The organism is Enterococcus sp. DIV0840 (genome assembly GCF_050527835.1).
Lineage (GTDB): Bacteria > Bacillota > Bacilli > Lactobacillales > Enterococcaceae > Enterococcus_L > Enterococcus_L ureasiticus.
On the sequence record NZ_CP172876.1, the window covers coordinates 2,303,975 to 2,328,922 of the forward strand.

General features: G+C 36.1%; 23 protein-coding genes and 1 riboswitch. All 23 genes read right to left on the bottom strand.

What is annotated here, in order from left to right:
- Positions 1-94: 94 nt before the first annotated feature.
- Positions 95-1,537, bottom strand: coding sequence for an amino acid permease (locus IGL98_RS10960; RefSeq protein ID WP_206843445.1), 1,443 nt, complete (start codon positions 1,535-1,537; stop codon positions 95-97).
- A gap of 278 nt (positions 1,538-1,815) precedes the next feature.
- Complete coding sequence (locus IGL98_RS10965; RefSeq protein ID WP_206843442.1) at positions 1,816-2,628, bottom strand: ABC transporter permease; 813 nt, start codon at positions 2,626-2,628, stop codon at positions 1,816-1,818.
- A gap of 1 nt (position 2,629) precedes the next feature.
- Positions 2,630-3,544, bottom strand: coding sequence for an ABC transporter ATP-binding protein (locus IGL98_RS10970; RefSeq protein WP_206911492.1), 915 nt, complete (start codon positions 3,542-3,544; stop codon positions 2,630-2,632).
- 3 nt (positions 3,545-3,547) lie between these two features.
- Complete coding sequence (locus tag IGL98_RS10975; RefSeq protein ID WP_206911491.1) at positions 3,548-4,279, bottom strand: hypothetical protein; 732 nt, start codon at positions 4,277-4,279, stop codon at positions 3,548-3,550.
- Positions 4,280-4,981, bottom strand: a complete 702-nt coding sequence (locus tag IGL98_RS10980; protein WP_206911490.1) for a hypothetical protein — start codon at positions 4,979-4,981, stop codon at positions 4,280-4,282.
- Entirely contained in the window at positions 4,978-5,676 is a 699-nt protein-coding gene (locus IGL98_RS10985; protein WP_206911489.1) for an ATP-binding cassette domain-containing protein, read from the bottom strand. Before IGL98_RS10985 ends, IGL98_RS10980 begins: the two co-directional genes overlap by 4 nt.
- A 2-nt stretch (positions 5,677-5,678) precedes the next feature.
- Entirely contained in the window at positions 5,679-6,041 is a 363-nt protein-coding gene (locus IGL98_RS10990; protein ID WP_206911488.1) for a GntR family transcriptional regulator, read from the bottom strand.
- 158 nt (positions 6,042-6,199) lie between these two features.
- On the bottom strand, positions 6,200-6,838 hold the full coding sequence (gene thiE / locus IGL98_RS10995) for a thiamine phosphate synthase (RefSeq protein ID WP_242590054.1): 639 nt from the start codon (positions 6,836-6,838) through the stop codon (positions 6,200-6,202).
- Positions 6,825-7,646, bottom strand: coding sequence for a bifunctional hydroxymethylpyrimidine kinase/phosphomethylpyrimidine kinase (thiD, locus tag IGL98_RS11000; RefSeq protein WP_206843435.1), 822 nt, complete (start codon positions 7,644-7,646; stop codon positions 6,825-6,827). Before thiD ends, thiE begins: the two co-directional genes overlap by 14 nt.
- Positions 7,639-8,451 carry a hydroxyethylthiazole kinase gene (gene thiM / locus IGL98_RS11005; protein WP_206843434.1) on the bottom strand — a complete coding sequence of 271 codons (813 nt, stop codon included), beginning with the start codon at positions 8,449-8,451 and terminating at the stop codon, positions 7,639-7,641. Before thiM ends, thiD begins: the two co-directional genes overlap by 8 nt.
- Positions 8,444-9,115: a thiaminase II gene (gene tenA, locus IGL98_RS11010; protein ID WP_206843433.1), complete on the bottom strand. Its 672-nt coding sequence runs from the start codon at positions 9,113-9,115 to the stop codon at positions 8,444-8,446. Before tenA ends, thiM begins: the two co-directional genes overlap by 8 nt.
- Positions 9,116-9,213: 98 nt before the next feature.
- Positions 9,214-9,313, bottom strand: a riboswitch (TPP riboswitch).
- A 45-nt stretch (positions 9,314-9,358) separates the two neighbouring features.
- Positions 9,359-10,804, bottom strand: a complete 1,446-nt coding sequence (locus IGL98_RS11015) for a catalase (RefSeq protein ID WP_206843431.1) — start codon at positions 10,802-10,804, stop codon at positions 9,359-9,361.
- Positions 10,805-10,936: 132 nt separating this feature from the next.
- Positions 10,937-11,983, bottom strand: a complete 1,047-nt coding sequence (locus tag IGL98_RS11020; RefSeq protein WP_206911487.1) for a lysylphosphatidylglycerol synthase transmembrane domain-containing protein — start codon at positions 11,981-11,983, stop codon at positions 10,937-10,939.
- 30 nt (positions 11,984-12,013) lie between these two features.
- Positions 12,014-12,292 carry a DUF1294 domain-containing protein gene (locus IGL98_RS11025; protein WP_069646610.1) on the bottom strand — a complete coding sequence of 93 codons (279 nt, stop codon included), beginning with the start codon at positions 12,290-12,292 and terminating at the stop codon, positions 12,014-12,016.
- A 91-nt stretch (positions 12,293-12,383) separates the two neighbouring features.
- Complete coding sequence (locus IGL98_RS11030; protein ID WP_206843429.1) at positions 12,384-13,286, bottom strand: YegS/Rv2252/BmrU family lipid kinase; 903 nt, start codon at positions 13,284-13,286, stop codon at positions 12,384-12,386.
- Positions 13,287-13,451: 165 nt separating this feature from the next.
- Positions 13,452-14,681, bottom strand: a complete 1,230-nt coding sequence (gene pepT, locus IGL98_RS11035) for a peptidase T (RefSeq protein WP_206843428.1) — start codon at positions 14,679-14,681, stop codon at positions 13,452-13,454.
- A 22-nt stretch (positions 14,682-14,703) separates the two neighbouring features.
- Complete coding sequence (locus IGL98_RS11040) at positions 14,704-15,822, bottom strand: Nif3-like dinuclear metal center hexameric protein (protein ID WP_069646613.1); 1,119 nt, start codon at positions 15,820-15,822, stop codon at positions 14,704-14,706.
- Positions 15,812-16,522: a tRNA (adenine(22)-N(1))-methyltransferase gene (locus tag IGL98_RS11045; protein WP_206911486.1), complete on the bottom strand. Its 711-nt coding sequence runs from the start codon at positions 16,520-16,522 to the stop codon at positions 15,812-15,814. The genes IGL98_RS11040 and IGL98_RS11045 overlap by 11 nt, the downstream gene beginning before the upstream one ends.
- Before the next feature lie 192 nt (positions 16,523-16,714).
- On the bottom strand, positions 16,715-18,619 hold the full coding sequence (locus IGL98_RS11050; protein WP_206911485.1) for an endonuclease MutS2: 1,905 nt from the start codon (positions 18,617-18,619) through the stop codon (positions 16,715-16,717).
- 369 nt (positions 18,620-18,988) lie between these two features.
- Positions 18,989-20,425 carry a glycogen synthase GlgA gene (gene glgA, locus IGL98_RS11055; RefSeq protein WP_206843423.1) on the bottom strand — a complete coding sequence of 479 codons (1,437 nt, stop codon included), beginning with the start codon at positions 20,423-20,425 and terminating at the stop codon, positions 18,989-18,991.
- On the bottom strand, positions 20,425-21,576 hold the full coding sequence (gene glgD, locus IGL98_RS11060) for a glucose-1-phosphate adenylyltransferase subunit GlgD (RefSeq protein WP_206843422.1): 1,152 nt from the start codon (positions 21,574-21,576) through the stop codon (positions 20,425-20,427). The genes glgA and glgD overlap by 1 nt, the downstream gene beginning before the upstream one ends.
- A complete protein-coding gene (locus IGL98_RS11065) occupies positions 21,566-22,708 on the bottom strand; it encodes a glucose-1-phosphate adenylyltransferase (RefSeq protein WP_206911484.1) in 1,143 nt (380 codons plus the stop codon). Before IGL98_RS11065 ends, glgD begins: the two co-directional genes overlap by 11 nt.
- A 71-nt stretch (positions 22,709-22,779) precedes the next feature.
- The gene (gene glgB, locus IGL98_RS11070) at positions 22,780-24,687 is read right to left on the bottom strand and encodes a 1,4-alpha-glucan branching protein GlgB (RefSeq protein ID WP_206911483.1); all 1,908 of its coding nucleotides are present in this window, start codon (positions 24,685-24,687) and stop codon (positions 22,780-22,782) included.
- Positions 24,688-24,948: the final 261 nt, after the last annotated feature.

Consider the following 24,948-nt stretch of genomic DNA (forward strand, 5'->3'; position numbering starts at 1 on the left):
TCCACACCCGTTAAGCTTCCTAATCCTACTACAAAAAAAGCGTTGCAATAAAAGAGAGAAAAACACTCTCACAGAGTATTTCTCTCTCTTTCTGTTAATTGATTTGTGCTTTCTTTTTATCACGACGAGCTAAAGCTGGTAAAATCATACCTAATAAAATCAACACAACTGGTGTGATGATATTAGATGCTAATTGGAAGAACCATGCTTTAGGGTCTGCTGCAAAGTCAATTTTTGGCACCATTCCTAAAATACAAGCGAATGCTGTAAATAAGAAACACCATAGTCCAAATCCAAAAGCAATTTTAGGATTTTTTATAAACTTATATTCAGACGAATAATTTTTATAGGCTTTATTTAACATCATATAAGCAAAGAATACCCATAGATAACGCATTGGCATCACAACAGAATTCAAGTTGGTCAACCATTTCACTAATTCTTTGATATTCTCGATACCAAACATTGGTAATACGATGATGATACTTACTAGAATTCCTGTTAATAAATAACCATTAACCAATGTTCCTTTTTTACTTCTTTTACGTAATGCAGCTGGAACGTAATCTGGATCTGCATCAGCTAAAAGAATTTGTAACGGTGCATCGATTGAAAAGGCCAAAGCTGATATTTGTCCGATACCATTTGTGATCGCATAAATGATCATCAGTAAGTTACCAACGCCATAATACTCACCTAACAATTGGAAGGCTGTATATGCACCGTTAGCCATTAAATCTTCTGGAATATTATTACTTGCAAACAACATCCCCATTGCAAATGAACCTAACACTGCAGAAACACCAACCATTGCAGCTAAGAAAATCATTCCTTTTGGAAATTCTTTGGCTGGATTTCTCATTGAGTTTACATATGGTGAAATCTTTTCAGCTCCACCAACGGCAAACACGAGCATGGAAACCGTCGTAAAGTAACTAAAATCAAATTTAGGAATATACGTACTGATTTTATCCATATGTGGTGTAGCAAATTCAACAGATGAATTCATCATTGGCGCACCAATTGCTAATAAGATAAACAGCATAGACATTACAAAAATTGCGGTTCCGGCCATTCCACCAATGACTTTTAAGGTCATCAGACCTTTAGTAGAGAGTAATAAGAAAATTAAGAAAATAGCTAAAGAAATCAATGTGATGCCTACAACTGAGAAATTATTCACAATATCTCCATTGCCTTGGATCGCCCAACCGAAAGCGATCAGAACTAATTGCGGTTTTTGAGCTAAATAAGGGATATGTACAACCCAATACGTCCAGGCAGCATAATACGCCAAACGCTTCGTACTCGTATTTTGAACCCATGAACTAACTCCGCCGCTACTGTCTTTGAATGTTGAACCAAGTTGTCCGACAATCAAAGCATAGGGAATAAAATATAAGACCAAAATCAAAATCCAGGATGTCACAACAGAAATCCCTTGTTGTGCATAGTTATTCACGACATTACCTAAGCCCCAAACCATATTGAAGGCTATCAGACCAACAGTAAACCATCGCATTTGCTTTTGTTCCATCAAAACACTCCTAATCATAATTAAGTATAAAATATCTTTTTAATCATAATCATTTTTAAGAGTTTAAACAAGCTTTCACATGCATAAATATTGATTTTATCAGCAATTTATTAGATAAAAAACGAAAATATCCATTCTCTCTAATAAAACTTTTTTTCTCTTGAAATTAAAAAGACCAAAACCTTGATAATTCAAAGTTTTAGTCTTAATCGCTATTTTATAGAACATTTATTTTTTCTCATTAACATTAGAATATACCTATTAATGATAAAAAAGCATCAGCTCAACGAAACATCACGCTTCTTAAACAATAACTGCATGACAATATAAATAATCAAACTATATACCAAAATCCCACCAGCCATTTGCCAGAAATTCAAGTAACCTGGATAATTGCTCGCAGCTTCAGCATTTTCCATGATTGTATTTTTGATATTCAGCATATTAAAAGGATTCCATTTTAACCATTGATGTTTTGAGATCACAACATTCAAAAATGAATTAATAATACTGCTTCCAAATAAAACACCTAACCCAACACCAACCGCTAAACTCTGTGAACGAACAGCAGCTGATATAAATAAAGTAATTGTGATATACAAAAGAATCAATAATAGATTGGCTCCGGCGTAAGCACCAGCAACAGTCAGAGCATTCCAGCCATGATAGCCTTTAACAACTGCTAAAGGCGACTGAGCACTTAACAATAAATTTGCAGAAACAAGACTGCTCAGATATAAGATCACAGTTCCAAGCACACTATAAATCAAACAAGCAACAAATTTTGAAAATAAAATCTGGCTTCTAGTAAAAGGTCGGATCAACAAAAATTTGATCGTTCCTCGACTAAATTCTTCTGCAACGATTGAGGCCGCAACGACTACTACAAATAGATTGAGAAATGAAGTCATTTCAGTCAAGGTAGCAAATAGATCATTTGCTTTCATCATCACTTCACCGCTTTGAGATTTAGCCGTTGACCTTACTAGCAATGTGATCGCAAAGGTCATTACCACTAAAATGAGCCACATGATCCAAGAAGACTTTTTCTTGATTAGTTTTAACCATTCATTCTTTATCAATACGTCCATGTTATAACCCTCCATCTTCTGTCCAACGCAGGAAATTCTCTTCTAGAGAATCCACGTGTACTTTTAGCTCTTTGATACCAATCCCTTTATCAACCAGTTGTTTAACTAAGACAGTTCTATTATCTTCTGGCAGTTCGATCTTCAAATAGTTCCCTTCAGCATTCACGATATAATTTTGCTCTTTTAAGAAACGCGAAGCAACTTGTTGCTGATCTGTCTCTAACAATAAAATCAGTTTGTTTTCATCTTCTGGATTATTCATTGGACCAACATAAGTGATTTCTCCTTTTTGAACAATTACTAAATCATCGCACAACAATTCCATATCACTTAATTGATGACTTGAAATCAGCACACCGACACCTTGATTTTTCAATGCTTGTATCATCTCTCGGAACTCACGCATGCCTTTTGGATCTAAGCCATTCATCGGCTCATCTAAAAGTAGTAAATCAGGTTGATGTAAAATTGCTTGCGCTACACCAAGTCTTTGGCGCATTCCTAAAGAGTAGGTTTTAACCTTTTGATCGATGTTATTTTCCAGATGAACACTATGGATCACCTGATTCAACTCTTCATCCGAAATCGCTTTTGGTGACATTCGCACATACTGTTTTAAATTCTCCATACCAGTCATATAATTATAAAATTCAGGATTTTCAACGATTGCACCAACATGAGCCATCGCCTCTTTAAAATTCGTTGAAAGTGATTGACCCGCAATTTGAATTGATCCTGCATCATGACTCATCAGCCCTACCAACATGCGGATGATCGTTGTTTTACCAGCGCCATTAGGTCCTAATAACCCAGTGACTTTTCCATTTTTAACCGTAAATGACGCATCTATGATGATCGTTTTTTTGCCTACACGTTTTGAAATATTTTCTACTTCTAATACTTGCTTATTTTCCATGTTTTACCTTCTTTCTGCTTCGATATATTTCTTCAAAATGAAAATGCTGACGGCACTGCTTGCCACTAGTAATAATAAATCAACTAGTAAATCTCCTAGATAAAAGGGAATGTGACCCACGGTGATTTTAAACTGATGACTATTGATAAATGCAATCTTTCTGTAGCCATTCAATAGTTGCTCACTAAACGTGATTTCAGCAGAAAACAAAAGAAGGAAAAGGAAATACTTTAAAATCCTTTGTAATCTGATCGGCGCTTTTGCACTGATAAAGCTACTCAATAAATACACCAACTGTAAGTAAATAGATGTCGATAAGAAAAAGTAACTAGCAACTAAGAGGTGTTTCCAGTACTCTTGAAAATTCGCCATATTCACTTGTTTATCTAAAAGAAAAACTAACCCGACTAAACACAAATAGTAGCAAAACATGAAAATAGTCGTTGTAAGCCAACTAAACAAGATGTTACTCAAATAAAATTTAGCCTCACTAATTGGCAATAAACGGTACTGACTTTTTTTCCAAATTTTGATTTGCCGATACATCTCCCAAATAAAATGAGTAAACAAGAAGAAAAAGACCGCAACTAAAACAACCTGAGGTATCCCCCCAACATGCAGTTTCTGAATTCCTAATTTATAGATCAAAAAACCGCTAAGAAATAAGAAAGAAATAATACTAGCTAACCAAAACTGATAACTTTCTTTCCTATACTCATTCCACAACAGCCACATTTATTGATCACCTGCTTCCACATATCGATCAATGATCCAAACACTAAGCTTGGCATAGATACAAACTACGACTATTTGAATAGTCACGCCAAAATATATCACAGATTCCAGCCCTAGATAATTGAATAAACTTCCTTTTAATATATCTAAACTAAATTCCGGTAGATGATCAAGCAACATTGATAGAACAATGAATAAACTAACTCTAATGATCCATTGATATTTTTTTTGGACGAATTGCCTAGCCACTGCCAAACCATAAACAACTACTTGAACGGTTAAAAATAGCACTATGATATCCAAAGCTGCTGCTGCTATTTCAATCCAAGTTGCATCTATTTGGAAAGGGATGTTTATGATCACGTTGTTCATGATCACGCCTACAATCATATTTCCTATAAAAAAGCAAAACCCTACGATTCCACTGAAAATCAAATTATAAAGATACATTTTTCCTGTACTGATTGGTAGCAAACGAAAATTTGTCGTTCGAAAAAATTGATACATACGATTCGACTCTAATACAAAAAAGAGAATAAAATAAAAGAAAATCGAAATGAATACTATTCCATTGCTTGTAAAAGCTGATTGCTGACTTTTGCTATACACATTTGCAAGCCCTAATAAACATGTAATGATCAAAGAACCACTATAGGCCAAGAAAAGTGACTTTGAAAAAAATAGACGAAATAGCTTGATCATATCTCATACACCTCACGATATAAATCTTCTAAATCCTTGTGTTTGACTTCTTTGATCGTTTCCAGCGATTCATGCAGAATGATCTGTCCATCACGTAAAAATAATACTTCATCAATAATCGTTTCAATTTCCCTTAATTGATGTGTGGTGATGATGATCGTACTTTCTTCGTCAAACCACTGTAACAATGATTGAATGATTTTTTCTCTTGATAACAAATCTACCCCGCTCAATGGTTCATCTAATAAATATAATTTTGCTCTTCTAGCCAAAGTCATACTCAAAGCAAATTTTTCAGCGTTTCCTTTAGATAGGTTTCTTAGTTTTTCTGACTCACTTAAATTCATAAAACGCAATAATTCATACGCCCTTCGTTTATCGAAATCTGGATAAAAACGCGCATAAAATGAGATAACTTCTTCTAATTGTTGATTCGGCTGAAAATTATTTTGATCTTCAAGATAGGCTACAAATGATTTTGTTTTTGTCCCAACTTTATTCCCATCAATCAAAATCTGCCCTTTCCAATTTAAAGCCAGACCAGAAAGCAGGCGCATGATCGTTGTTTTTCCTGAACCATTTTCGCCGATCAACGCAATGATTTTCCCCGATGAAACAGAAAAATTCAACGCATTAAAAATTTGCTTCATTCCTTTGCGATAACTCAATTGTTCAACCTTCACTAAATCCATCATTATTATTTCTCCCTTTCGATATACGCTTCCAGCAAAACTTTCGCTTCTTCTTGTGCCCAACCCATTTTTTTCATTTCAGCTAAAAAATTTTCAATTACTTGTCCAACTGCTTGATGTTGTAAGTCGCTGATTTTTTCAATATCTTCTGTTACAAAGCGGCCCAATCCACGTTTTGAAAATAAAATATCTTCACGCTCTAATTCTTGTAAAGCACGTTGAACCGTATTTGGATTTGTAGCTAATTCGACCGCCATCTCTCTTACAGCTTTAACTTTATCTCCTGGCTCAAGCTTTCCAGAAATGATTTGCTGAATGATAAAGTCCATAATTTGTAAATAAATTGGCCGATCTGTATGGAAATCCATGACTTTACCTCCAATTGATTTTAACCTTCACTAGTGTTCTAGTTAAATAGTACACTAGTTGTAAAAAAAGTTCAATATTTTTTTGATCAACATAGAAACTAAATAAAAAAACGTATAAAATCATTATGAATGATTTTACACGCTCTTATTTTAACCAATCAACGCTCTTGCTTTAATTGTTTAACGGCTTCTGAAATATCTTTTGCCTGTGTGATTGCAGAGATCACTGAGACACCATCAACATTTGCAGTTAACACACTTTGAGCATTTTCCGTATTGATCCCACCTATTGCGACAACTGGTTTATGCGCTTTTTCCGCTAATTCTTGCAGTCTCACCAAACCAATCGGCTGTTCAGCATCCTCTTTAGATATCGTACCGTAAACTGGTCCGATGCCGTAATAAGAAATTTTCCCCAGTTCATTCGCTACTAGAACTTCTCTTTCATCATGACAAGATAAGCCAACGATTTTATCTGAAAATAGTGATAAAACCTCTTCAATTGCTTGGTCTTTTTGTCCAACATGAATCCCATCAGCGTCAATTTCTAAGGCCAAAACAACATCATCATTGATCAAAAATGGAACCCGATATTGTCTACATAGTTGCTGACAAGTTTTTGCCATCTTCTTTTTAGCCTCCGGTTGCACCAAACACCCTCTGCCTTTTTCACGATATTGAAAACACGTAACTCCTGCCTTTAAAGCTTCCTCCAAAACGTTTGGTAAATCTCCATTTGCGATATCTTGGGTTCCTGCAATAAAATAGACTGAAAGCATTTCTTTAATGTCTCCCATTGCGCTCTACCTTTCTATACGCCCAATGATTTGTCGGTCCATTTCCCAAACCAACTTGAATTCCGTCAGCAATTGCTGCCTGAATAAATTCTTTTGCCGTATGGACAGCTGCTCTTACCGATTGTCCTTTGGCTAATTCAGCTGTAATACATGCTGAAAATGTACAACCTGTGCCATGAGTATTTTTAGTATTGATTCTCGGTGCGGATAACCATTCTATTTGGCCATCTTCAAGTAACAATAAATCAGACGATTGTGTCTTCTCAAGATAATGACCGCCTTTTATGACAACATTTTTGACACCCAATAATTGAATATTTTTTGCTACTATAAGCATTTCTTCTTTGGTTGTGATTGTCATGTTACTAATGACCTCTGCTTCTGGAATATTCGGTGTAACAACAAATGCTTGCGGCAATAAATCTTCAATCAACGATTTGACAGCAGAATCTTTTAATAAGGCTTGGCCACTTTTAGCGATCATCACAGGATCTATGACCAATGGACCAAAATCGCTTGTTTTTAAAAATGTTGAAACGAGATAAATGATTTCCGTAGTAAATAACATACCGGTTTTGACAGCTGAAATTTTAAAATCTTCTTTGACAACCTCTAACTGATCTTGAATCGCTTCCAAGGGAATATCGTACACATTTTTTACCCCTTGCGTATTTTGGATAGGCAAAGCCGTCAAAACAGAGGTACCAAACACAGAACGTTCTTGAAATGTTTTTAAATCAGCTTGCATCCCTGCCCCGCCACCGCTATCAAATCCGGCAATCGTTAAGGCTTGAATTGTTTCATTCATTTGTATCAACCCTTTCTACTCTAGCTTTTTCTTGTACTAACCTACTCTCTAATCCAGATAATTGATCTAGTAAATAAGTTCTAAATGAACCAACTGAAACACTGGTTAACTGTTCTCCGACAATTTCCCCTGCTAATGCATAAAGTGTACTTGCAAAAACTACGCTTTCTAAAGAGCATTCCTCATCAACGGCCAAGAAAGCACCACAAACACAGCCATGTAGGCAACCCGCACCTGTCATCTTGGTAAAATAAGGGGTTCCATTTTTTACAAGATAAGTTTGCTTCCCATCTGTGATCACATCGGTTGCTCCGCTAACTGCAATAAAACAGTTTGTATCTAGCGCTAGTTTTTCGGCTAGTTTTTTGACATCCGCTGAGCCTTCTCCAGCATCTACCCCTTTAGCAGCCCAAGCAGTTCCACTTAATGCAGCGATTTCTCCAGCGTTTCCCCGAATCAACGTTGGCTTGACTTGATTCAATAATTCTGCAACTGCTTGTTTACGATAAAGTGTTGCGCCCACGCCTACAGGATCTAAAACAACGGGTTTCCCCAGTTCATTCGCTTTTTTACCAGCTATGATCATCGCTGTTAATTGTTCATCATTCAAGGTCCCCATATTTAAAACAACAACATCCGCAATCGCAGCTACTTCTTCCATTTCAGCAATTGTACTTGACATAAACGGCGATGCACCGATCGCTAGTAAACCATTAGCAGAATCATTCGCTACAACAATATTAGTAATAGTATGAACAAGCGGATTTTTTAAACGCAGTTCATCGATCAATTGATAATTAATCATGTTTTAGCCCCCATTTTTGTTTCGTATAAGCCATTTCCCAAAAGTTTAATTCTTCATAACTACTGATAATAAATGCTTGCTTCATAAGTGATCGTTCTTCGGTCGAAACTTGTTCTGCAAGATAATCAGTCAAATGTCTTTGCCGAATGACAGATTCCCGGTAACCTTCACTATCATAGGTTTCGATCCAGCGTTGATATAAAGGATCTGGGGAGCCGCTATAAATTAGTTCTTCACCAATTTCTTGATACAACCAGTAACATGGCAATAAAGCCGCAGCTGTTCTAGCTAGACTTTTAGTTCCGATCTCTCGATACATGTGAGAGGTGTATTGATAAGCAGAAGGTGCAATTGGTGTGTGATCAATTTCCTCTTCTGTCACGTTCAGGTCTTTGAAAAATGTCTTTCTAACCGAAATTTCTGCTGCTTCCAAACTTTTAACGCCTTCTAGAAAACAAGCCTCAATCTCTTTATTCATTGTTAAAGCTGCAGCTTTCAAGTGTATTTGGCTAAATTGTTCCAAATAATAACGATCTTGGATCAAATAATAACGAAAAATTTCTGGAGCTAAGGTTCCTGCTTTTAACTCTAAAATAAACGGATGTTCTTTACTTTCCTGCCAAATTTTATCGACAGATTTCCTTGCTTCTTCGGTAAATGTCATACAATTCCTCCTCGATTTTTTGAGAAGAATCTTAAAAAAACAGAAAAAAACTCTATAAAATGACAAAGAACCATTTCATAGAGTTAAGTCGTTGTATTCTATTTCTCAGACTACTTCCCTACGCGAGTATAAACTCACAGGTTCAAAGGGTCCGTTCAAACGAACATCTCAGTCAAAATGACTCCCCTAGTACTTATCTAAAGTATAGCATACTATTTTATTAGTGACTGGTTTAAACAATTTTTACAGCTGAATTTCTTCAATTGGAATATTCAAAGCTTCAGCGACTCTTGACCCATAGTCTTGATCGGCTTGATAAAATTGTTTGATTGCTAAAATCTGAATTTCTCGATTATCCACCTGACCTAAGTTATTTTTGATAGTTTGGACTAAACGTTCTTTTTCAGCTTCTGGAATCAAACGATAAAGATCACCCGCTTGAGAATAATGATTTGGACCATACTCATAAGTTCCTGCCTGCCCTTCTACATCAAATGGCGTAATCGCGGCTGATTCGTCTTGGACTGGTCCACCTTGACTATTTGGTTCATAATTAACTGCCCCACCAAGGTTATTCCCTTGCATGAATCCATCTCGTTCATAATTCCTAACTTCATTGATTGGTTTATTGACAGGTAGCTGATCATAATTAACACCTAAACGATAGCGCGCTGCATCCTTATAGGCAAATAGTCTTCCTTGTAGTAACTTATCTGGTGATACTTCGATCCCCGGTACCAAGTTAGCTGGTGAAAATGCAATTTCTTCCACATCTGTAAAATAGTTTTGAGGATTTTCATTCAATGTCATTTTGCCAACTTCGATCAATGGATAATCTTTTTGTGAAACGACTTTGGTTACATCAAATAAATCATATTTGTAGTTCAAACCTTCTTCATATGGAATGATTTGTACACAAAGTGTCCATGAAGGAAAATCGCCTGTTTCAATTGCCTGAAATAATTCATCCATTAGATAATCCGTGTTTTCAGAAGCAATCTGTGCAGCAACATCATCTGTTAGATTTTTTACACCTTGATTTGTTCTAAAATGATACTTCACCCAAAAAACTTCTCCTTGATTATTGACCCATTTAAAGGTGTGACTGCCATATCCATGCATCGTACGATAACTTGCAGGAATCCCTCGATCTGCCATTAAAATCGTTACTTGATGGACAGATTCAGGTGAATGAGACCAAAAATCCCATTGCATATAGGGATCACGTAAATGTGTTTTTGGATCACGCTTTTGAGAATGAATAAAATCAGGAAACTTTAACGCATCATTGACAAAAAATACCGGCGTATTATTGCCGACAATATCATAATTTCCTTCTTCTGTGTAGAATTTGACTGCAAACCCTCTGACATCACGGTATGTGTCGATATACCCCGATTCACCAGCTACTTGGGAAAAGCGAATCGCTACTCTCGTCTTTTTCCCTACTTCATTAAAAAGTCCAGCTTTTGTATAGTTACTCATGTCATTAGTCAGCTCAAACTCGCCAAAAGCACCAGCGCCTTTAGCATGAACCACTCTTTCAGGAATTCTTTCGCGATTAAAATGAGCTAACTTTTCCAAAAGATGAATATCTTGAATCAATACTGGCCCTCTTTTTCCAGCTGTTTGCGAGTGTTGATTATTCGCTACGGGTTGCCCTTCACTTGTGGTAATTTTTTTACTCATATTTTCACCTTCCCATAAATATATTCTTTACTTATCAATAGTAACTCTAATAAAGCGATTATTCAAATATAAAAGAGCCGAACGAAACTATCTCTGTTTCGTTCGGCCCTTTTTAGTTAACGCTTTTCATCTTTACTCATCCGTGACTTCTTTTTTCTCTTTCCTAACAGCATGAAGTCCTAATTTTATCTCTCGTCTTTTTTGAATCAAGACATAAACAAACCCAATCAAAAATGGTAAAACAAAGCTGCCAAAGCGGTACAATAATAAAGATGATACTGCATCAACAGTTCCCACTAAAGGTTTAAAGAGTAATAAATAAACAAATTCAAACGGACCAATTCCTGCTGGTGTTGGAAATACACCAGACAAGATAACTGAAAAACTGGTAAAGGAAAGAACTAAAAGAAAATCAATATTTGGATGATTCTCAACCAATACAACATATGGAATCACATACCAAAAAAGTAACTTCGCTACATTCCAGCCAAAAATCCGAATCATCGCTGAACGGTCTTTGGTAACAGTTTGAACCGTTTCTCTTAAAGAATAGATTTGCAGATTGCATTTATCTACCCAATCCCGTAATTTTTTTCGCTTAAAGAGCTTATTTGTCCAGCTTATTAACATTACTTGAAGATTGATACTACTTGAAAGAATCAGTAGTGAAAAGATAATCACAAAGGTCAATCCGACGCCCATTAAAATAAAAGGAATCATTTTTGGTGCACGTTCATAAAATAAAGAAAATTGGAAAACCAATCCAAGTACTGACAGAAAAATGACGGCGACTTTATACATGATCATATGTAACGCTGTCACGCCTACACCTTGAGAAACTGCTAATCCTTTTTTCTTATAAAAATAAATTTCAGAAAGCAATGTTCCAGTTCCAAATGAAATCACACGATAAAATGCGACATAACAAGAAGTAAAAAAACCATCTTTCGTTGTGAAATCTTTTTGAAAATAAGAAGCAATCTCTTTGATGGAACGGCCTTCGACGATTTGATATATGACTCCCAACAAAATAACTAGGGCAACAACGATCCAACTTGTTTCCATTAATTGAGCAAATATATCACTTAGAGAATTATCCATCACATAAATAATCACTCCGATAAAAATGGCTAACAGGCCGATATTCAGGAAAACTTTTGTTTTAGAATTGCTTTTCATAGTTTCTCCCCACTAAATTTGTATTCACGATTATCTTTTATAACTAAAACAAATAATTGCAATAGCCACAAGTGTACCAAAGATAAAGAAAAAATAAAAGCGTAATTTTCTCGTTTTATGATGAAAAAGTTGTTGAGCGAATAAACCACCGATTCCCCCTCCAATCAAGCCTATAAATAAAAGATCAAATTCAGGAATCCGCCATTTTTTTCTTTTAGCTCGTTGTTTATCAAGATACATCACAAATAATTCAACCAAATTTACGATGAGCAAATACACCCATGGTAAATGTTTCAACAAACCTGTCATTCATTTTCCTCCAACAATCATTCTCTTAATAGAATACCTTGAAAAACCAAGCGTTGTAAAGTTAATCAAACACTTAAACAAAAAGTAAAGCCTAAGAACCAGGGACAAAAACAGTCAAACCATGCTTAACCACTTTCATTTGAATTGGTAAATCTTCACTTGGATCACCATCCACACGTGTCCCAACTTTTTTTTCATTTTGACTTTTAATGTTTATTTCAGCTGCTGTCATGTATTTGATATCAGGAAGCTCATAGATTTTTCCTGCAATAATTTTTGGTAGATAAAAAGCCAATTTGAAAAAGTTTAATTTCGGTAGAATAGTTAAATGAAACAGTCCATCATCTGGCGAAGCCGAATCATCAAAATTTGTATAACCACCAACAGAATTTGTCATCGTCACAGTAACCAACTGTGTCTTTCCTTGCCACTGCTCTTTTTCTGTTTTGATTTCTAAGCGATAACGTTTTTTCTTTGCGAGCAATTTAAAAAAGTTCTTAACAAAAATAAGCTTACCGTATTTTTGTTTGTCTTCTTGACTGATCCGAGCCGCTGTATCTGCTAAAATACCAATCGTCATTGTACTAACAATCACTTTTTCGTTAATCATACCATAATCGATTTTTCTAGTGACTCCACCTAAAATCACATCAGCTGCTGCTTCAAATTTCATTGGTATACCTAAAACTCTAGCCATGTTATTCACCGTTCCACCTGGCAATAACCCAACGTTTAGGTGCGGCAACTCTTCTTTAAAATCCTCCACATTATGATTGATCGTGCCATCTCCACCAATGAAAATAAGTGTATCAATATTTTCAGTCTTCGCTTTTTCGACTGTTTTTTTGCTATCACAATCTGGGCCAACTTGTTCTAATAGAAAATGGGTGTTTGTTTGTCCATGATTTTTTGCATACTCTACAAACTGTTCTGCTAATTCTCTGCCTTTATCTTTACCAGATGTTTCATTAAAAAGTATCATTACATTTTCCACTTGAGTTCCTCCTCATACTAAAAATGGTGACAACGTCCCACTATGTTTCAAAGCAAAGGCGCAGCCGATTCGTCTAACCTTGACAGAAAAACAGGAAGTAAGTCACTACCTGTAACGTTACTCCCTCTTTTCAAATTTTACTACTATTATCAATAGACACGAACTTTATTTAGCGTTAGATTCTGCAATTTTCACAATGACATCCGTCGCTTTTTCCATAGCTTGCAATGAAACAAACTCAAAGCGGCCATGCATATTTTCGCCACCAGCAAAAATATTAGGCGTTGGAATACCTAGATAAGAAATTTTAGAACCATCTGTTCCGCCTCGGACAGGTTCGATCAAAGGCTCGATATCAAGTTCGATCATCGCATTTTTTGCCAATTCAATAATGCTCATATCTTTTTCGATTACTTCACCCATGTTGTAATATTGATCAAATAAGTCGATTTGAACACGTTCTTGATCAAACGGCTGATTGATAATTTCTTGAACTTTAAGAATCAACGCTTTACGCGCTTCAAATTTTTCACGATCATGATCACGGATGATATAAGTCATTTGTGCTTCTTCTGGAGTACCACTCATTTGAGCTAAATGGAAAAATCCTTCGTAACCGTCTGTTTTTTCAGGCACTTCATTTTGCGGTAATTGGTTCTGGAAATCGATTGCCAACTGCAATGCATTGATCATCGTATCTTTTGCTGTTCCAGGATGCACATTTTTCCCTTGAATGGTGACTTCTGCTTGTGCTGCGTTGAATGTTTCGTATTGCAATTCCCCCACTGGACCGCCATCCATTGTATAAGCGAAATCAACGTTAAATTGTTCTACGTCAAATTTATCCGCACCAACACCAATTTCTTCATCCGGACCAAAAGCCACTCGGATCGTACCGTGTTTGATTGAAGGGTTTTTGATCAAAATTTCCATAGCAGTCATGATTTCAGCGATCCCAGACTTGTCATCTGCACCTAAAAGTGTTGTACCATCTGTTGTAATCAACGTTTGATTTGCATAATTTTTTAGATTGGGAAAATCAGTTGTATTTAATGTGAACTTTCCTTCTTTATCTAATTTGATCGTTGATTCACCATCATAGTTTTCGATAATTTGTGGATTGACGTTCACTGCATTGAAATCTGCTGTATCCATATGAGCGATAAATCCGATTGAGCGAACCTCTTTGTCTATGTTACTTGGCAAAGTAGCAATCACAAAACCATTTGTTTCATTATATATCACATCACTCATGCCGATCTCTTCCAACTCTTTTTTTAAGGTTTGCGCAAAAGCAACCTGTGTTTGTGTTGAAGGAGTCGTTTCACTTTTTGGATTTGAGCGTGTTTCTGTTTTTACATAGCGTAAAAAACGTGGCAATAAATTTTCATACATCGTTAAGTTCCTTCTTTCTACATTATCTAAATTTAAACGGATTTGTATTTACCTCTGATTCGATAAATTCTATAGTCCAATTATAATCTTTTTTCCACTGATTGAATAGTTCGACCAACTTTGGTTTACATAATTGTTCGATATAATGCCCTGGATCGATCACGGGTAAGCCTTCTGTCAGCATATCATGCCCTGTATGATAATAAACGTCACCAGTGATATAAACATCCGCCTGCTTTTTAATCGCATCACGGAAAAATTTTTCGCCACTACCGCCACAGATTGCAACACGCTGAATCAGTTTGGACTCATCTTCTGCTACGATTCGCAATCCCTCTAAATCAAATGTCTCTTTGATAGTAGACACGAAATCGTTTAAAGAGACTGCTTTTTCTAAATGACCCACTCGTCCCAAACCGAATTCTTTAGTCATATTTTCAATTTGATACACATCATAAGCTGGTTCTTCATAAGGATGTGCTTCTAACATTGCTTGAATGACTTTTGTCTCGATTGTTTCTGGAAAGATCACTTCGATTTTAGCCTCTTGAACCGTCTCTTCTTTATCAACCGTCCCAAGGGTTGGATTAGCGCCAGTCTTTGGTGTAAATCTGCCTGTTCCGATCAATGAGTAGCTCGTATTTGTATAGTCACCTTGTTGGCCTGCGCCTGCTTGTCCAAGTACTTTACGCATGTTTACTGCATCCTCCACAGGGACAAAGACAGCTAATTTCTTATAAGCGATCGTATGTGTTTTCGTTAAATAGGTCGTATCTTGTATCCCTAGCAATTCGCAAAACCAGTCATTTAGTCCATTATCGATGATATCCATATTGGTATGGGCCGCAAAAACAGCAATGTCATGTTTCAATAAATCAGCATACATTTTTGTTTGTAAATCATCAGTATCTAAACGTTTTACCGGTCTAAAAATAGGTGGATGTTTGGCAATGATCAAGTCAACGTGCTTTTCGATTGCTTCGGCAACAACTTCTGGACGGACATCTAATGTTACTAAAACTCGATTTAGCTTTTTATTCAATGTACCGATGTGCAAACCTACAGGATCGCCTGCTTCAGCTAACCACTGAGGACAATACGTTTCAAAGCGTTCAATAAATACGTTACCATCAAGACTCATTTGACAAAACCTCCTTGATTTCAGTGATTTCTTTTTCTATTTGTTGGATTCTGGCTTGTTGATCGCTAGCCGCTTTGGCTAATTGAGCTAAAATCGTTTCACGTTGTTTTAATTCACCTTGCCATTTTTTTTGAAAAATAGGCGATTGTTTTTTTAGTAAAATAGGACCGAAAAGACGTTCTTTCTCCGAATAAGCAACTCTTAGCTCTTGTCTGGAAGCAACAATGATTTCATAGATTTTATTATTTTCTTCTAAGATATCTTCTTCTATAATTGTATAGCCATGGACTGTCAACCAATCGCGTAACGGTTTTTCGCCAATATTGGGTTGTAAAACTAAGCGTTCGTTTCCTTGAAGACGTTGCTTATTCCAGCCAGCATCTAAAATATCACGAATTAGAACACCACCCATACCACAAATCGTGACAGCCGTGATCTTGTCTGTTTCTTTTACAGCATCTAAGCCATCAGCCAAACGGACGATGATTTGTTCTGTTAAACCATTTTTTCTAACTTGTTTTTTGGCTGCTTCATATGGACCTGTTACGACTTCTCCAGCCACCGCAAAATCAAGTTTCTTTTGTAAAACTAATGCTACAGGTAAATACGCATGATCAGAACCGATATCTGCTAAACGGCTTTGTTCAGGGACTAATTCTCCCACACGTGCTAAACGTTTTGATAATTGATTTTCATTCATTCGACATATTCCTCCGTGGTTATTATACCATTGAAAAATCGGGTTGAAAACTTTGAAAGATGGAATTTATTTGCAATTGTTTTTTTCAGTTAATTCCGATGAGTAGGTTCATAAAAAAAGCAGAACAATCATCAGATTTTTTCTAAAAATTGTTCCGCATTCTTCTTGGATTTTATATATAAGTAAGTCTATCTAATCATTATTTTTTGCTTGCCTTTCCTGCATTTCTTTTCTTAATTTTTTGTGTGCTTTTTTTGAACCTCTTTCAAGATCGCGATTTCTCTTACGGTCATGATAATTTTCAAATAAGGAATCTAGATCATAGTTTGGTGGGTATAGCTCTTTTGCACTGCGGTCTAGTTTTAATTGGCGTTTATGAACGGTTATTTTTTCATTTTCCACGTAAATCGCTACATCATCCGTCATTTCTATTGGTTCAAAAACTAAACCAATTTTCTTTTTCTCCGTCCAAAATACTCGATCCCCTTTTTCGTATGTTGGAAAGATCGTTTGCTCTTTTTGTTTTTTGACTTTTTGAAGAGACGCTTCTTTTTTCGTTGAATAGTTGCGATCATGTAAATAATTTTGGGCAAGTTTAACGACTTGTTTATCTAAGTTCATCTTATTCGCGATCCAAAAAGCGTTGCTTTCACCAGTTTCTCCTAAAATTAATTGGTATTTAGGCATTAAGTTTTCTGAATCAAACGCCATTGCAGCAGTCAGAAAATCTTCATGTTGCTCAGAAAAACGTTTAATTTCTCCATAGTGCGTCGTTGTAATAATGATACTACCTTTTTTGTAGAAGGCTTCCATGATCGCGATTGCTAATGCTGCACCTTCATTTGGTTCGGTTCCACTACCGATTTCATCGAGTAAAATCAAGCTGTTTTGTTTCGTCTTAGCAAAAATTTCAGAGATATTATGCATATGTCCTGAGAAAGTGCTCAACGCATTCTCGATACTTTGCTGATCTCCGATATCAACAAAAATCTGATCAAAAATGGCAATATTCGTGCCGTGATCAGCAATAATTTGCACACCAATCATCGTTTGCAACGAAATCAGACCAACGGTTTTTAGAACAACCGTTTTTCCTCCTGCATTTGATCCAGTGATCGTCAGGCCACGATAGTCTTTGCCTAGTGATAGATTCAATGGTACCGCCGTGTCACCTAACAATGTGTGTTTCACATTGACAAATTCGATGATTCCTTCTTGATTGATCTTAGGTTCAATGCCGTTGATTTCTCTGCTGTATTTCGCTTTAGCAAAAATCATGTCATATTGTGCAACCACTTCTAAATTTGATTGGATCGAGCTCATTTGTTCTGCAATCAAACCAGTCAGAGTTGATAAAATTTGATACACTTCTGTCGCTTCTTCCATCTTTAGCTGATATAACTTATCATTCAGTTTTGCTACGGTTGCCGGCTCAACAAAAACGGTCGTCCCTTTCGAAGAAGCATCTATAATGGTTCCTGAGATTTGGTTTTTATAAGTAGCTTTGATCGGTACTGTATATCGGTCGTTTTTCTTAACCACGATTGCTTCTTGAATTTTCGGTTTATTTTGCGCATTTCTAAGAAATGAATTTAGTTTCAGTTCAATTTCTTTTTCACACTCTTGAACAGCTCGACGGATTTTACGAAGCTCACGACTGGCATCATTTTCTACTTGATTGTTGCGAATAACCTGATAAATTTCATCTTCAATATCAGAAAAGAGCTGTAACGATTCGCTATATCTAGCTAAAAGTGGTGCGATAAACTGATTTTTTTGCATGAATGATTGGATCAAACGACTACTCCTAAGAAAATCTGCGTAGCTGACTAACTCATTAGGCTCTAAAATAAACCCTTTTTCAACTTGATTGGTTAGATGTTCAATGTTGTTTAAGCCCATAAATGGAACATGTAGATTTGCGAGAAGCAAGGCTTTTGCTTCTGAGGTTTCTTGTAAACGTTTTTTTACCAAATCTAAGTGACTACTTGGCTGTAATGCGTTGATTCGCTCTTTTCCGTAGTAACTAATTGCATAGGTCATTAGTTTTTCTTTGATTGTATTAAATTGCGTTTTATTATATGTTTCTTGATTCATTGGTATCTCCTTCTCTTTTAAGAGATACCTATCTTCTTTTGAATAAGCCAAAGAAATTCCTTTTAGCTGCGTATAAGTTTTATCGATCAATCGGGTATACAAAAAGGGATGAAGTGTCCCTTCATCCCTCACTAATCAATAAATAATGATAGATATACTACAGTCTATCAGGTGATTTTTTTATGAGTAAAGATAGGTATCAACATAGGTATGCTAAAGAAGCCATCTAAAAATGGTTGTTTATTCTTCAGCTATTCATTTCCTCTAGTTAGATACTTACACTCACAAAAACACCTCTATGGCTTTCTTTGGCTATTCATTTCTCGATAAAAGTATACCTCAGTTATTTTTATTGGTCAACAAAATTATTTAGACTCCCACCATCTGTTCATATAGATCCAAGTATAATCGGCTTGATTTTTCCCAGCTAAAATCCTTCCCCATTGCTGTTTCCATCAATTGTATCCACGTTTTCTGATCATTTAAATACAAATCAATCGCCATATTTGTGCTATATATTAAGTAATAGGAACTAAAATCAGAGAAACCAAAGCCTGTTCCTGCTTTTGACACTGGATTAAAGGGAATCACGGTATCTTTCAAGCCGCCAATTTCGTGAACGATCGGTAAAGTACCGTAACGCATTGCGATCATTTGTGATAATCCGCAAGGTTCTGTTGCAGATGGCATCATAAATAGATCAGAACCCGCATAAATCAATTGCGCCAAGTCAACATCAAACGTAATCTTCGCTTTAAATTTAGTTGGATAATGCTCAGAAAAATAATGAAACGAATGTTCAATTCCCGGATCACCCGTTCCAAGAAGTACCAGTTGAACCTCTTTTTCCAAAAGTTTCGCTAAATCATCTAAAATCAGATGAAATCCTTTTTGAAACGTTAAACGACTGACGATACCAATCAACGGTACATCATCCCGAATGGGCAGTTCCATTTTTGTTTGCAACGCTTCTTTGTTTTTCTTTTTACCTGATAGGTCGTTTATCGAAAAATTTGCTGGGATCGATTGGTCTGTCTCTGGATCATTCATTTCATAGTCGATTCCATTTAAAATGCCGGTTAATTTTTCTTGTTCTAACCGTAAAACACCATCTAGGCCAAAACCAAATTCAGGTGTTTTTATTTCTTCTGCGTAAGATGGACTTACTGTATTCACTCGATCAGCATATAAGATCCCCGTTTTTAAATAATTGACGCCATCTCCAAAGCGGGCAGCACCATCATAATAACGATCTAGTCCCATCCCAAAAAAGTCTGGCAACAAATCCTGGCTATACGCTCCTTGAAATTCAATATTATGAATCGTTAATATCGTCTTGATTGAACGATAGGCTTCGATCCATTGGTATTTTTCCTTTAATAAAAAAGGAATCATTGCTGTGTGAAAATCATTTACATGGATAATATCAGGTAAAAAGTCGATTTTCTCCAACATTTCAATGATTGCCAAAGAAAAGTAGGCAAAGCGTTCTCCGTCGTCCTCATAGCCATATAGATTTTCACGATCAAAATAATACGCGTTCTCAATAAAGTAATAGGTAACATCATTCAGAACTAAACGTTTAATCCCACAATATTGATGCCGCCAACCTACATCAACATAAAAGTTGGCTAAGTCCTCACATTGTTCTTTAAAGGATTCAGGGATATTTGTAAAATAGGGCAAAACAACAGAAATTTTTGCCCCTTTTTTAGCTAGTTCTTTAGGCAATGCACCTATTACATCACCTAATCCCCCCGTTTTAAAAAAGGGTGCGCATTCTGCAGCTGCAAATAATACCTTCATCACTCATGTCCCCCAATAACATCTGCTTCAACCACTTGATTTTTATGGATCACGACAGGGTTTTGTGCTGTACCAGAAATTTTTACCCCGGCCTTAACTGTGACATTTTTATCTAATATAGCATATTCAATCACTGCATCTTCTTCAATTTGAGCGTTCGACATCACGATCGTTCGGTTCACTTTAGCTCCTTTTTTAATCATCGTTCTTCTTGAAATCAAACTATTTTCCAAATGTCCCTCAATGACACAGCCCGTTGCACACTGACTATTTTTTACACTGGAGTTCTCTGAATAATAAGTTGGTACTTCATTCTTACGTTTCGTGTAAATTTTTTGTTTTGTATACATCAATGCATTGAATTTTTTTACGTTCAACATATCCATATTGGCTTGATAGTAAGAAGCAACAACATCGATATTACTTAAATATCCAGTATATTCGTATGCTGTCGTCTGAGTATCCGCTATTTTTTCTCCTAAAAATTCAATCAGATTTGTTGAACTGTTGTTGGCTTGACCGACTATTAATTGTTCTATCAGCCACTTGGTTTGAACGATAAAGATGTCCATAGAAAGACTCACTTGTTTTTCTTTTTCTAAATCTTGCTCAAAGGCCTGAACACTTGCGACATTTCCAGTTTTGTCGACTTGAATGATTCGATTATTTGCCGATAGTTTTTCTGGTTCAATCCGTTTATAAACAACCGTCATCTTATTGTTTTGTTTTTGATGAGTTTTCAAAACAGCCCGCAGGTCAATCGCACAAAGCATGTTACTTCCCATAAAAACAGTATACTCAGATTCTGATTTTTCAAGATAATCGATGACCGCAGAATAATATGGCAGTCCTTGTGCTTTTTGCTTTAAAAAATCCTGATAGAAATAAACAAAATAGCTATTTTGTAGAGAATCTAAATTCCATTCTTTACCACCACCGATATGATCAAAAACGGAACGTGTTTCCCCTTCATTGAATATCATAAAAATCGAGTTGATGTTTGCATTAGCAATACTTGAAAGAGGAAAATCGATCAACCGATATTTGCAATCAAAAGGCAATGTATCTAATGGTCGTTCTTCAGTTAATGGTAATAGGCCTTGAAACGCTGATACATTTCCTAAAATCGCACACATTTTTTTAGTCTTCATCGCTTTGCACCCCAATCACTTCAGAATAGCCGATCACTTCAATGTCATCTTCTTTATAAATCACTGCATTGTCACCAATGATCGCATTTTCACCGATAATCGCATTTTTGATTTTAACATTTTTTCCAATTGTTGCGCCCGGCATGATCACACTACTTTCAATCGTTGACCCAACCTTTACCTGCACATTAGTTGAAAGAATACTATCTTTGACCGTTCCTGCTACATAACAGCCATCAACTACTAATGAATTGCTAACTGAGGCTGTTTCAGTAATAAAATGTGGAGGAGAAATAGTGTTTTTTGAGAACATACGCCAACTTTTATCTCGCATGTGTAACTCATTTTCCAAACTTATAAATTCCATATTTGCTTCCCATAAAGACTCGATCGTTCCGACATCTTTCCAATAACCATCAAAACGATAAGCATAAACATTTTCACCAGCATCCAAGTAGGATGGAATGACGTGTTTCCCAAAATCAAGCATTTGACCATCTTTTGAATAGTTATTTAGTAAGACATTTCGTAGTCGTCCCCAATTAAAAATATAAATGCCCATTGAAGCCAAGTTACTCTTAGGTTCTTCTGGTTTCTCGTCAAACTCGATGATCCGATTATTTTCATCCGTATTCATGATACCAAAGCGTGATGCTTCTTTAAGCGGCACTTCAATAACAGCCACGCTCAATGAGGCATTATTCGCAATATGTTCTTCTAACATCTCTTCATAATTCATTTTATAAATATGGTCCCCAGATAAAACCAATACATATTGCGGATCCATTTGATCGATATAGGAAATATTTTGATAAATTGCGTGGGCAGTCCCTTCAAACCATTTTTCACCATCGGAACTAGAATAGGGTTGTAAAATCGTCACACCAGAATCAATTCCATCTAAGCCCCAGCTTGCGCCATTTCCAATATGGTTATTTAATGCAAGCGGCTGATATTGTGTGACGACTCCAACATTTTTGATGCCTGAATTGATGCAATTACTTAATGTAAAATCAATAATTCGATATCTGCCGCCAAAAGGCACAGCAGGTTTAGCGATATTTTTCGTTAACTTTCCTAGGCGTGTTCCTTGCCCACCAGCTAAAATCATTGCTAACATTTCTGTTCTCATCTACTTCGGGTGAATTTCCACCCTGCCCCCTTTCAAAAATCCCTGTTCTTTCCTCTAAAATTAAAAATTCATTAGTTAATTTTCGTTCTTTTTATTCCCGTGTTGATTACTTTGGGCTTTAAAATCATTGCTCCAAGAGAAGGTACAATGGTCTGAATTCGATAATCAAATTGTTTAAAAGACTCTTTACTTGTTTCACTTATTTGATTTGGTTCGATCCATGTCCCACCGAATTCTTTCATCTCAGTATTCAGTACTTCCTCATAGGTTCCAGGAAACGGCACACCAATCGTAAAATTTTGTCTTTCTACCGGTGAAAAATTCAAGATAACGATCAAAAAATCTTTTTTGCTCTTCCCTTTCCTTATAAAACTCAATACTGTTTCTTCGCTGTTATCAGCGTCGATTACTTCAATCGTTTCAGAAACATGATCTAATTCCCACAATGCCTTTTCATTTTTATAAAATCGATTAAGCGTCTTTGTAAAATACTGCATGCTATGATTCATTTCATCCTCAAGATCGATCCATTCCAAACTTTTATCTGACTTCCATTCTAAAAACTGGCCCCATTCACTTCCCATAAACAGAAGCTTTTTACCAGGATGAGTCATCAAATAGACGTATAAATTACGAAGTTGAGCAAATTGCTTATATCGATCGCCCCACATTTTATGCATCAAACTTCTCTTTCCATGAACGACCTCGTCATGAGATATGGGTAAAATGTATTTCTCATTCATCATATACATAAACGAAAAAGTCAGTAGACGAAAATTATATTTTCGAAACACTGCATCCATTTCATAAAAACGCAGCGTATCATTCATCCAGCCCAAATTCCATTTGTAGTCAAAACCTAAAGCTCCGCTTTCAACAGTTCCAGTTATTTTAGTCTCTGAGGAACTTTCTTCGGCAATCATGATTACTTCTGGATGAGTCTGTTTGATGACAGCATTTAGTTTTTGTAAAAAGTAAAAACCAGCCCAATTACGATTGCCTCCTTCTTGATCAAGAAGCGTAGGTCCTTCATCATAATCAAGATAAAGCATATTGGAAACAGCATCCACACGTATCCCATCAACATGAAATACCCCGATCCAATATAAGGCACTGGAAATCAAAAAACTCTGTACTTGTGGTTTACTTAAATCAAAATTTAGCGATCCCCAACGAATATTCTTCGCCAGAACTGGATCGTCATACTCAAATTGCGGCGTTCCGTCATAATAAGCCAACGCATCATCATTAATACAAAAATGGCCAGGTACCCAATCAATCAAAACACCGATACCACTCATATGACAGGATTCCACAAACTCCTGAAACTCAACTGGTGTACCATAATACGAACTTAGTGCAAAATAGCCAATCAACTGATAGCCCCAAGACTCACCTAACGGATGCTCCATCAAAGGCATAAACTCAATATGAGAAAACCCCATTTCTTTTACATAAGGAATCAGTGTGTCTTTTAACTGTTTAAATGTATAAGGCGTTCCATCCTCTTCACATTGCCAAGAACTTGCATGAACTTCATAAATATTTAATGGCTGCTTGAAATGATCCTGCTGTTTTTTTTCTTGACGCCAAAGCCCATCACGCCAATTTTTCTCAGCTATTGTGTTGACCATTGAAGCATTATTGGGTCGTTTTTCGAAAAAAGTAGCAAAAGGATCGATTTTATAAACTTCTCTGCCATCTGCTTGTTTCACTAAATATTTATAGAAATCACCTTCTTTTGCACTTGAGGTGAAAATTTTCCAGCTACCAAACTCTTCCTCTTTCGCCATAGGTACCGAACGATCCCAGTTATTAAAATCACCCACTAACCAAACAGCTTGCGCATTTGGTGCCCACAATCGAAAAACAAATCCTTCTTGATCCCCACAAACTGCTTGGTGAGAACCAAAATAACGTTGACTATAGAAATTTTCGCCTGTTTGAAACTGTTCGATCTGGCTTTTTTCATTAGACATTTATCTAGCCTCACTCTCTTAAAAAGCATTTGCATTATTTTTCTACTTACGTATGAATGAAAAATCATGATTTTATTTCATGATAGACAAAAAAGTTACAGAAAATATTTTTTCTTTCTGACTTTTGCAAAAGAAAATACACTAAACTTTCTGAAACTCTCACTGATTTTAACCCTTCAATAGAATAAAAAAATCGCAGATTACTTCTATGCAATAAGGATTTTCTCACTTTATTTTTTTGTACGTATATAAACTATTCAT

What these genes read in the sequence shown, in the direction of transcription:
- IGL98_RS10960 (WP_206843445.1), bottom strand. Translation starts at nt 1,537, where the DNA reads ATGGAACAAAAGCAAATGCGATGGTTTACTGTTGGTCTGATAGCCTTC.
- IGL98_RS11050 (WP_206911485.1), bottom strand. Translation starts at nt 18,619, where the DNA reads ATGAATCAAGAAACATATAATAAAACGCAATTTAATACAATCAAAGAA.
- IGL98_RS10975 (WP_206911491.1), bottom strand. Translation starts at nt 4,279, where the DNA reads ATGTGGCTGTTGTGGAATGAGTATAGGAAAGAAAGTTATCAGTTTTGG.
- IGL98_RS11040 (WP_069646613.1), bottom strand. Translation starts at nt 15,822, where the DNA reads ATGAGTCTTGATGGTAACGTATTTATTGAACGCTTTGAAACGTATTGT.
- IGL98_RS10965 (WP_206843442.1), bottom strand. Translation starts at nt 2,628, where the DNA reads ATGGACGTATTGATAAAGAATGAATGGTTAAAACTAATCAAGAAAAAG.
- IGL98_RS11015 (WP_206843431.1), bottom strand. Translation starts at nt 10,804, where the DNA reads ATGAGTAAAAAAATTACCACAAGTGAAGGGCAACCCGTAGCGAATAAT.
- IGL98_RS10990 (WP_206911488.1), bottom strand. Translation starts at nt 6,041, where the DNA reads ATGGATTTCCATACAGATCGGCCAATTTATTTACAAATTATGGACTTT.
- glgA (WP_206843423.1), bottom strand. Translation starts at nt 20,425, where the DNA reads ATGAAGGTATTATTTGCAGCTGCAGAATGCGCACCCTTTTTTAAAACG.
- IGL98_RS11065 (WP_206911484.1), bottom strand. Translation starts at nt 22,708, where the DNA reads ATGAGAACAGAAATGTTAGCAATGATTTTAGCTGGTGGGCAAGGAACA.
- thiM (WP_206843434.1), bottom strand. Translation starts at nt 8,451, where the DNA reads ATGATTAATTATCAATTGATCGATGAACTGCGTTTAAAAAATCCGCTT.
- thiE (WP_242590054.1), bottom strand. Translation starts at nt 6,838, where the DNA reads ATGGGAGACATTAAAGAAATGCTTTCAGTCTATTTTATTGCAGGAACC.
- IGL98_RS11045 (WP_206911486.1), bottom strand. Translation starts at nt 16,522, where the DNA reads ATGAATGAAAATCAATTATCAAAACGTTTAGCACGTGTGGGAGAATTA.
- IGL98_RS11020 (WP_206911487.1), bottom strand. Translation starts at nt 11,983, where the DNA reads ATGAAAAGCAATTCTAAAACAAAAGTTTTCCTGAATATCGGCCTGTTA.
- tenA (WP_206843433.1), bottom strand. Translation starts at nt 9,115, where the DNA reads ATGACATTTACCGAAGAAGCAAGGAAATCTGTCGATAAAATTTGGCAG.
- thiD (WP_206843435.1), bottom strand. Translation starts at nt 7,646, where the DNA reads ATGAATGAAACAATTCAAGCCTTAACGATTGCCGGATTTGATAGCGGT.
- glgD (WP_206843422.1), bottom strand. Translation starts at nt 21,576, where the DNA reads ATGAAGACTAAAAAAATGTGTGCGATTTTAGGAAATGTATCAGCGTTT.
- pepT (WP_206843428.1), bottom strand. Translation starts at nt 14,681, where the DNA reads ATGTATGAAAATTTATTGCCACGTTTTTTACGCTATGTAAAAACAGAA.
- IGL98_RS11025 (WP_069646610.1), bottom strand. Translation starts at nt 12,292, where the DNA reads ATGACAGGTTTGTTGAAACATTTACCATGGGTGTATTTGCTCATCGTA.
- IGL98_RS10985 (WP_206911489.1), bottom strand. Translation starts at nt 5,676, where the DNA reads ATGATGGATTTAGTGAAGGTTGAACAATTGAGTTATCGCAAAGGAATG.
- glgB (WP_206911483.1), bottom strand. Translation starts at nt 24,687, where the DNA reads ATGTCTAATGAAAAAAGCCAGATCGAACAGTTTCAAACAGGCGAAAAT.
- IGL98_RS10980 (WP_206911490.1), bottom strand. Translation starts at nt 4,981, where the DNA reads ATGATCAAGCTATTTCGTCTATTTTTTTCAAAGTCACTTTTCTTGGCC.
- IGL98_RS10970 (WP_206911492.1), bottom strand. Translation starts at nt 3,544, where the DNA reads ATGGAAAATAAGCAAGTATTAGAAGTAGAAAATATTTCAAAACGTGTA.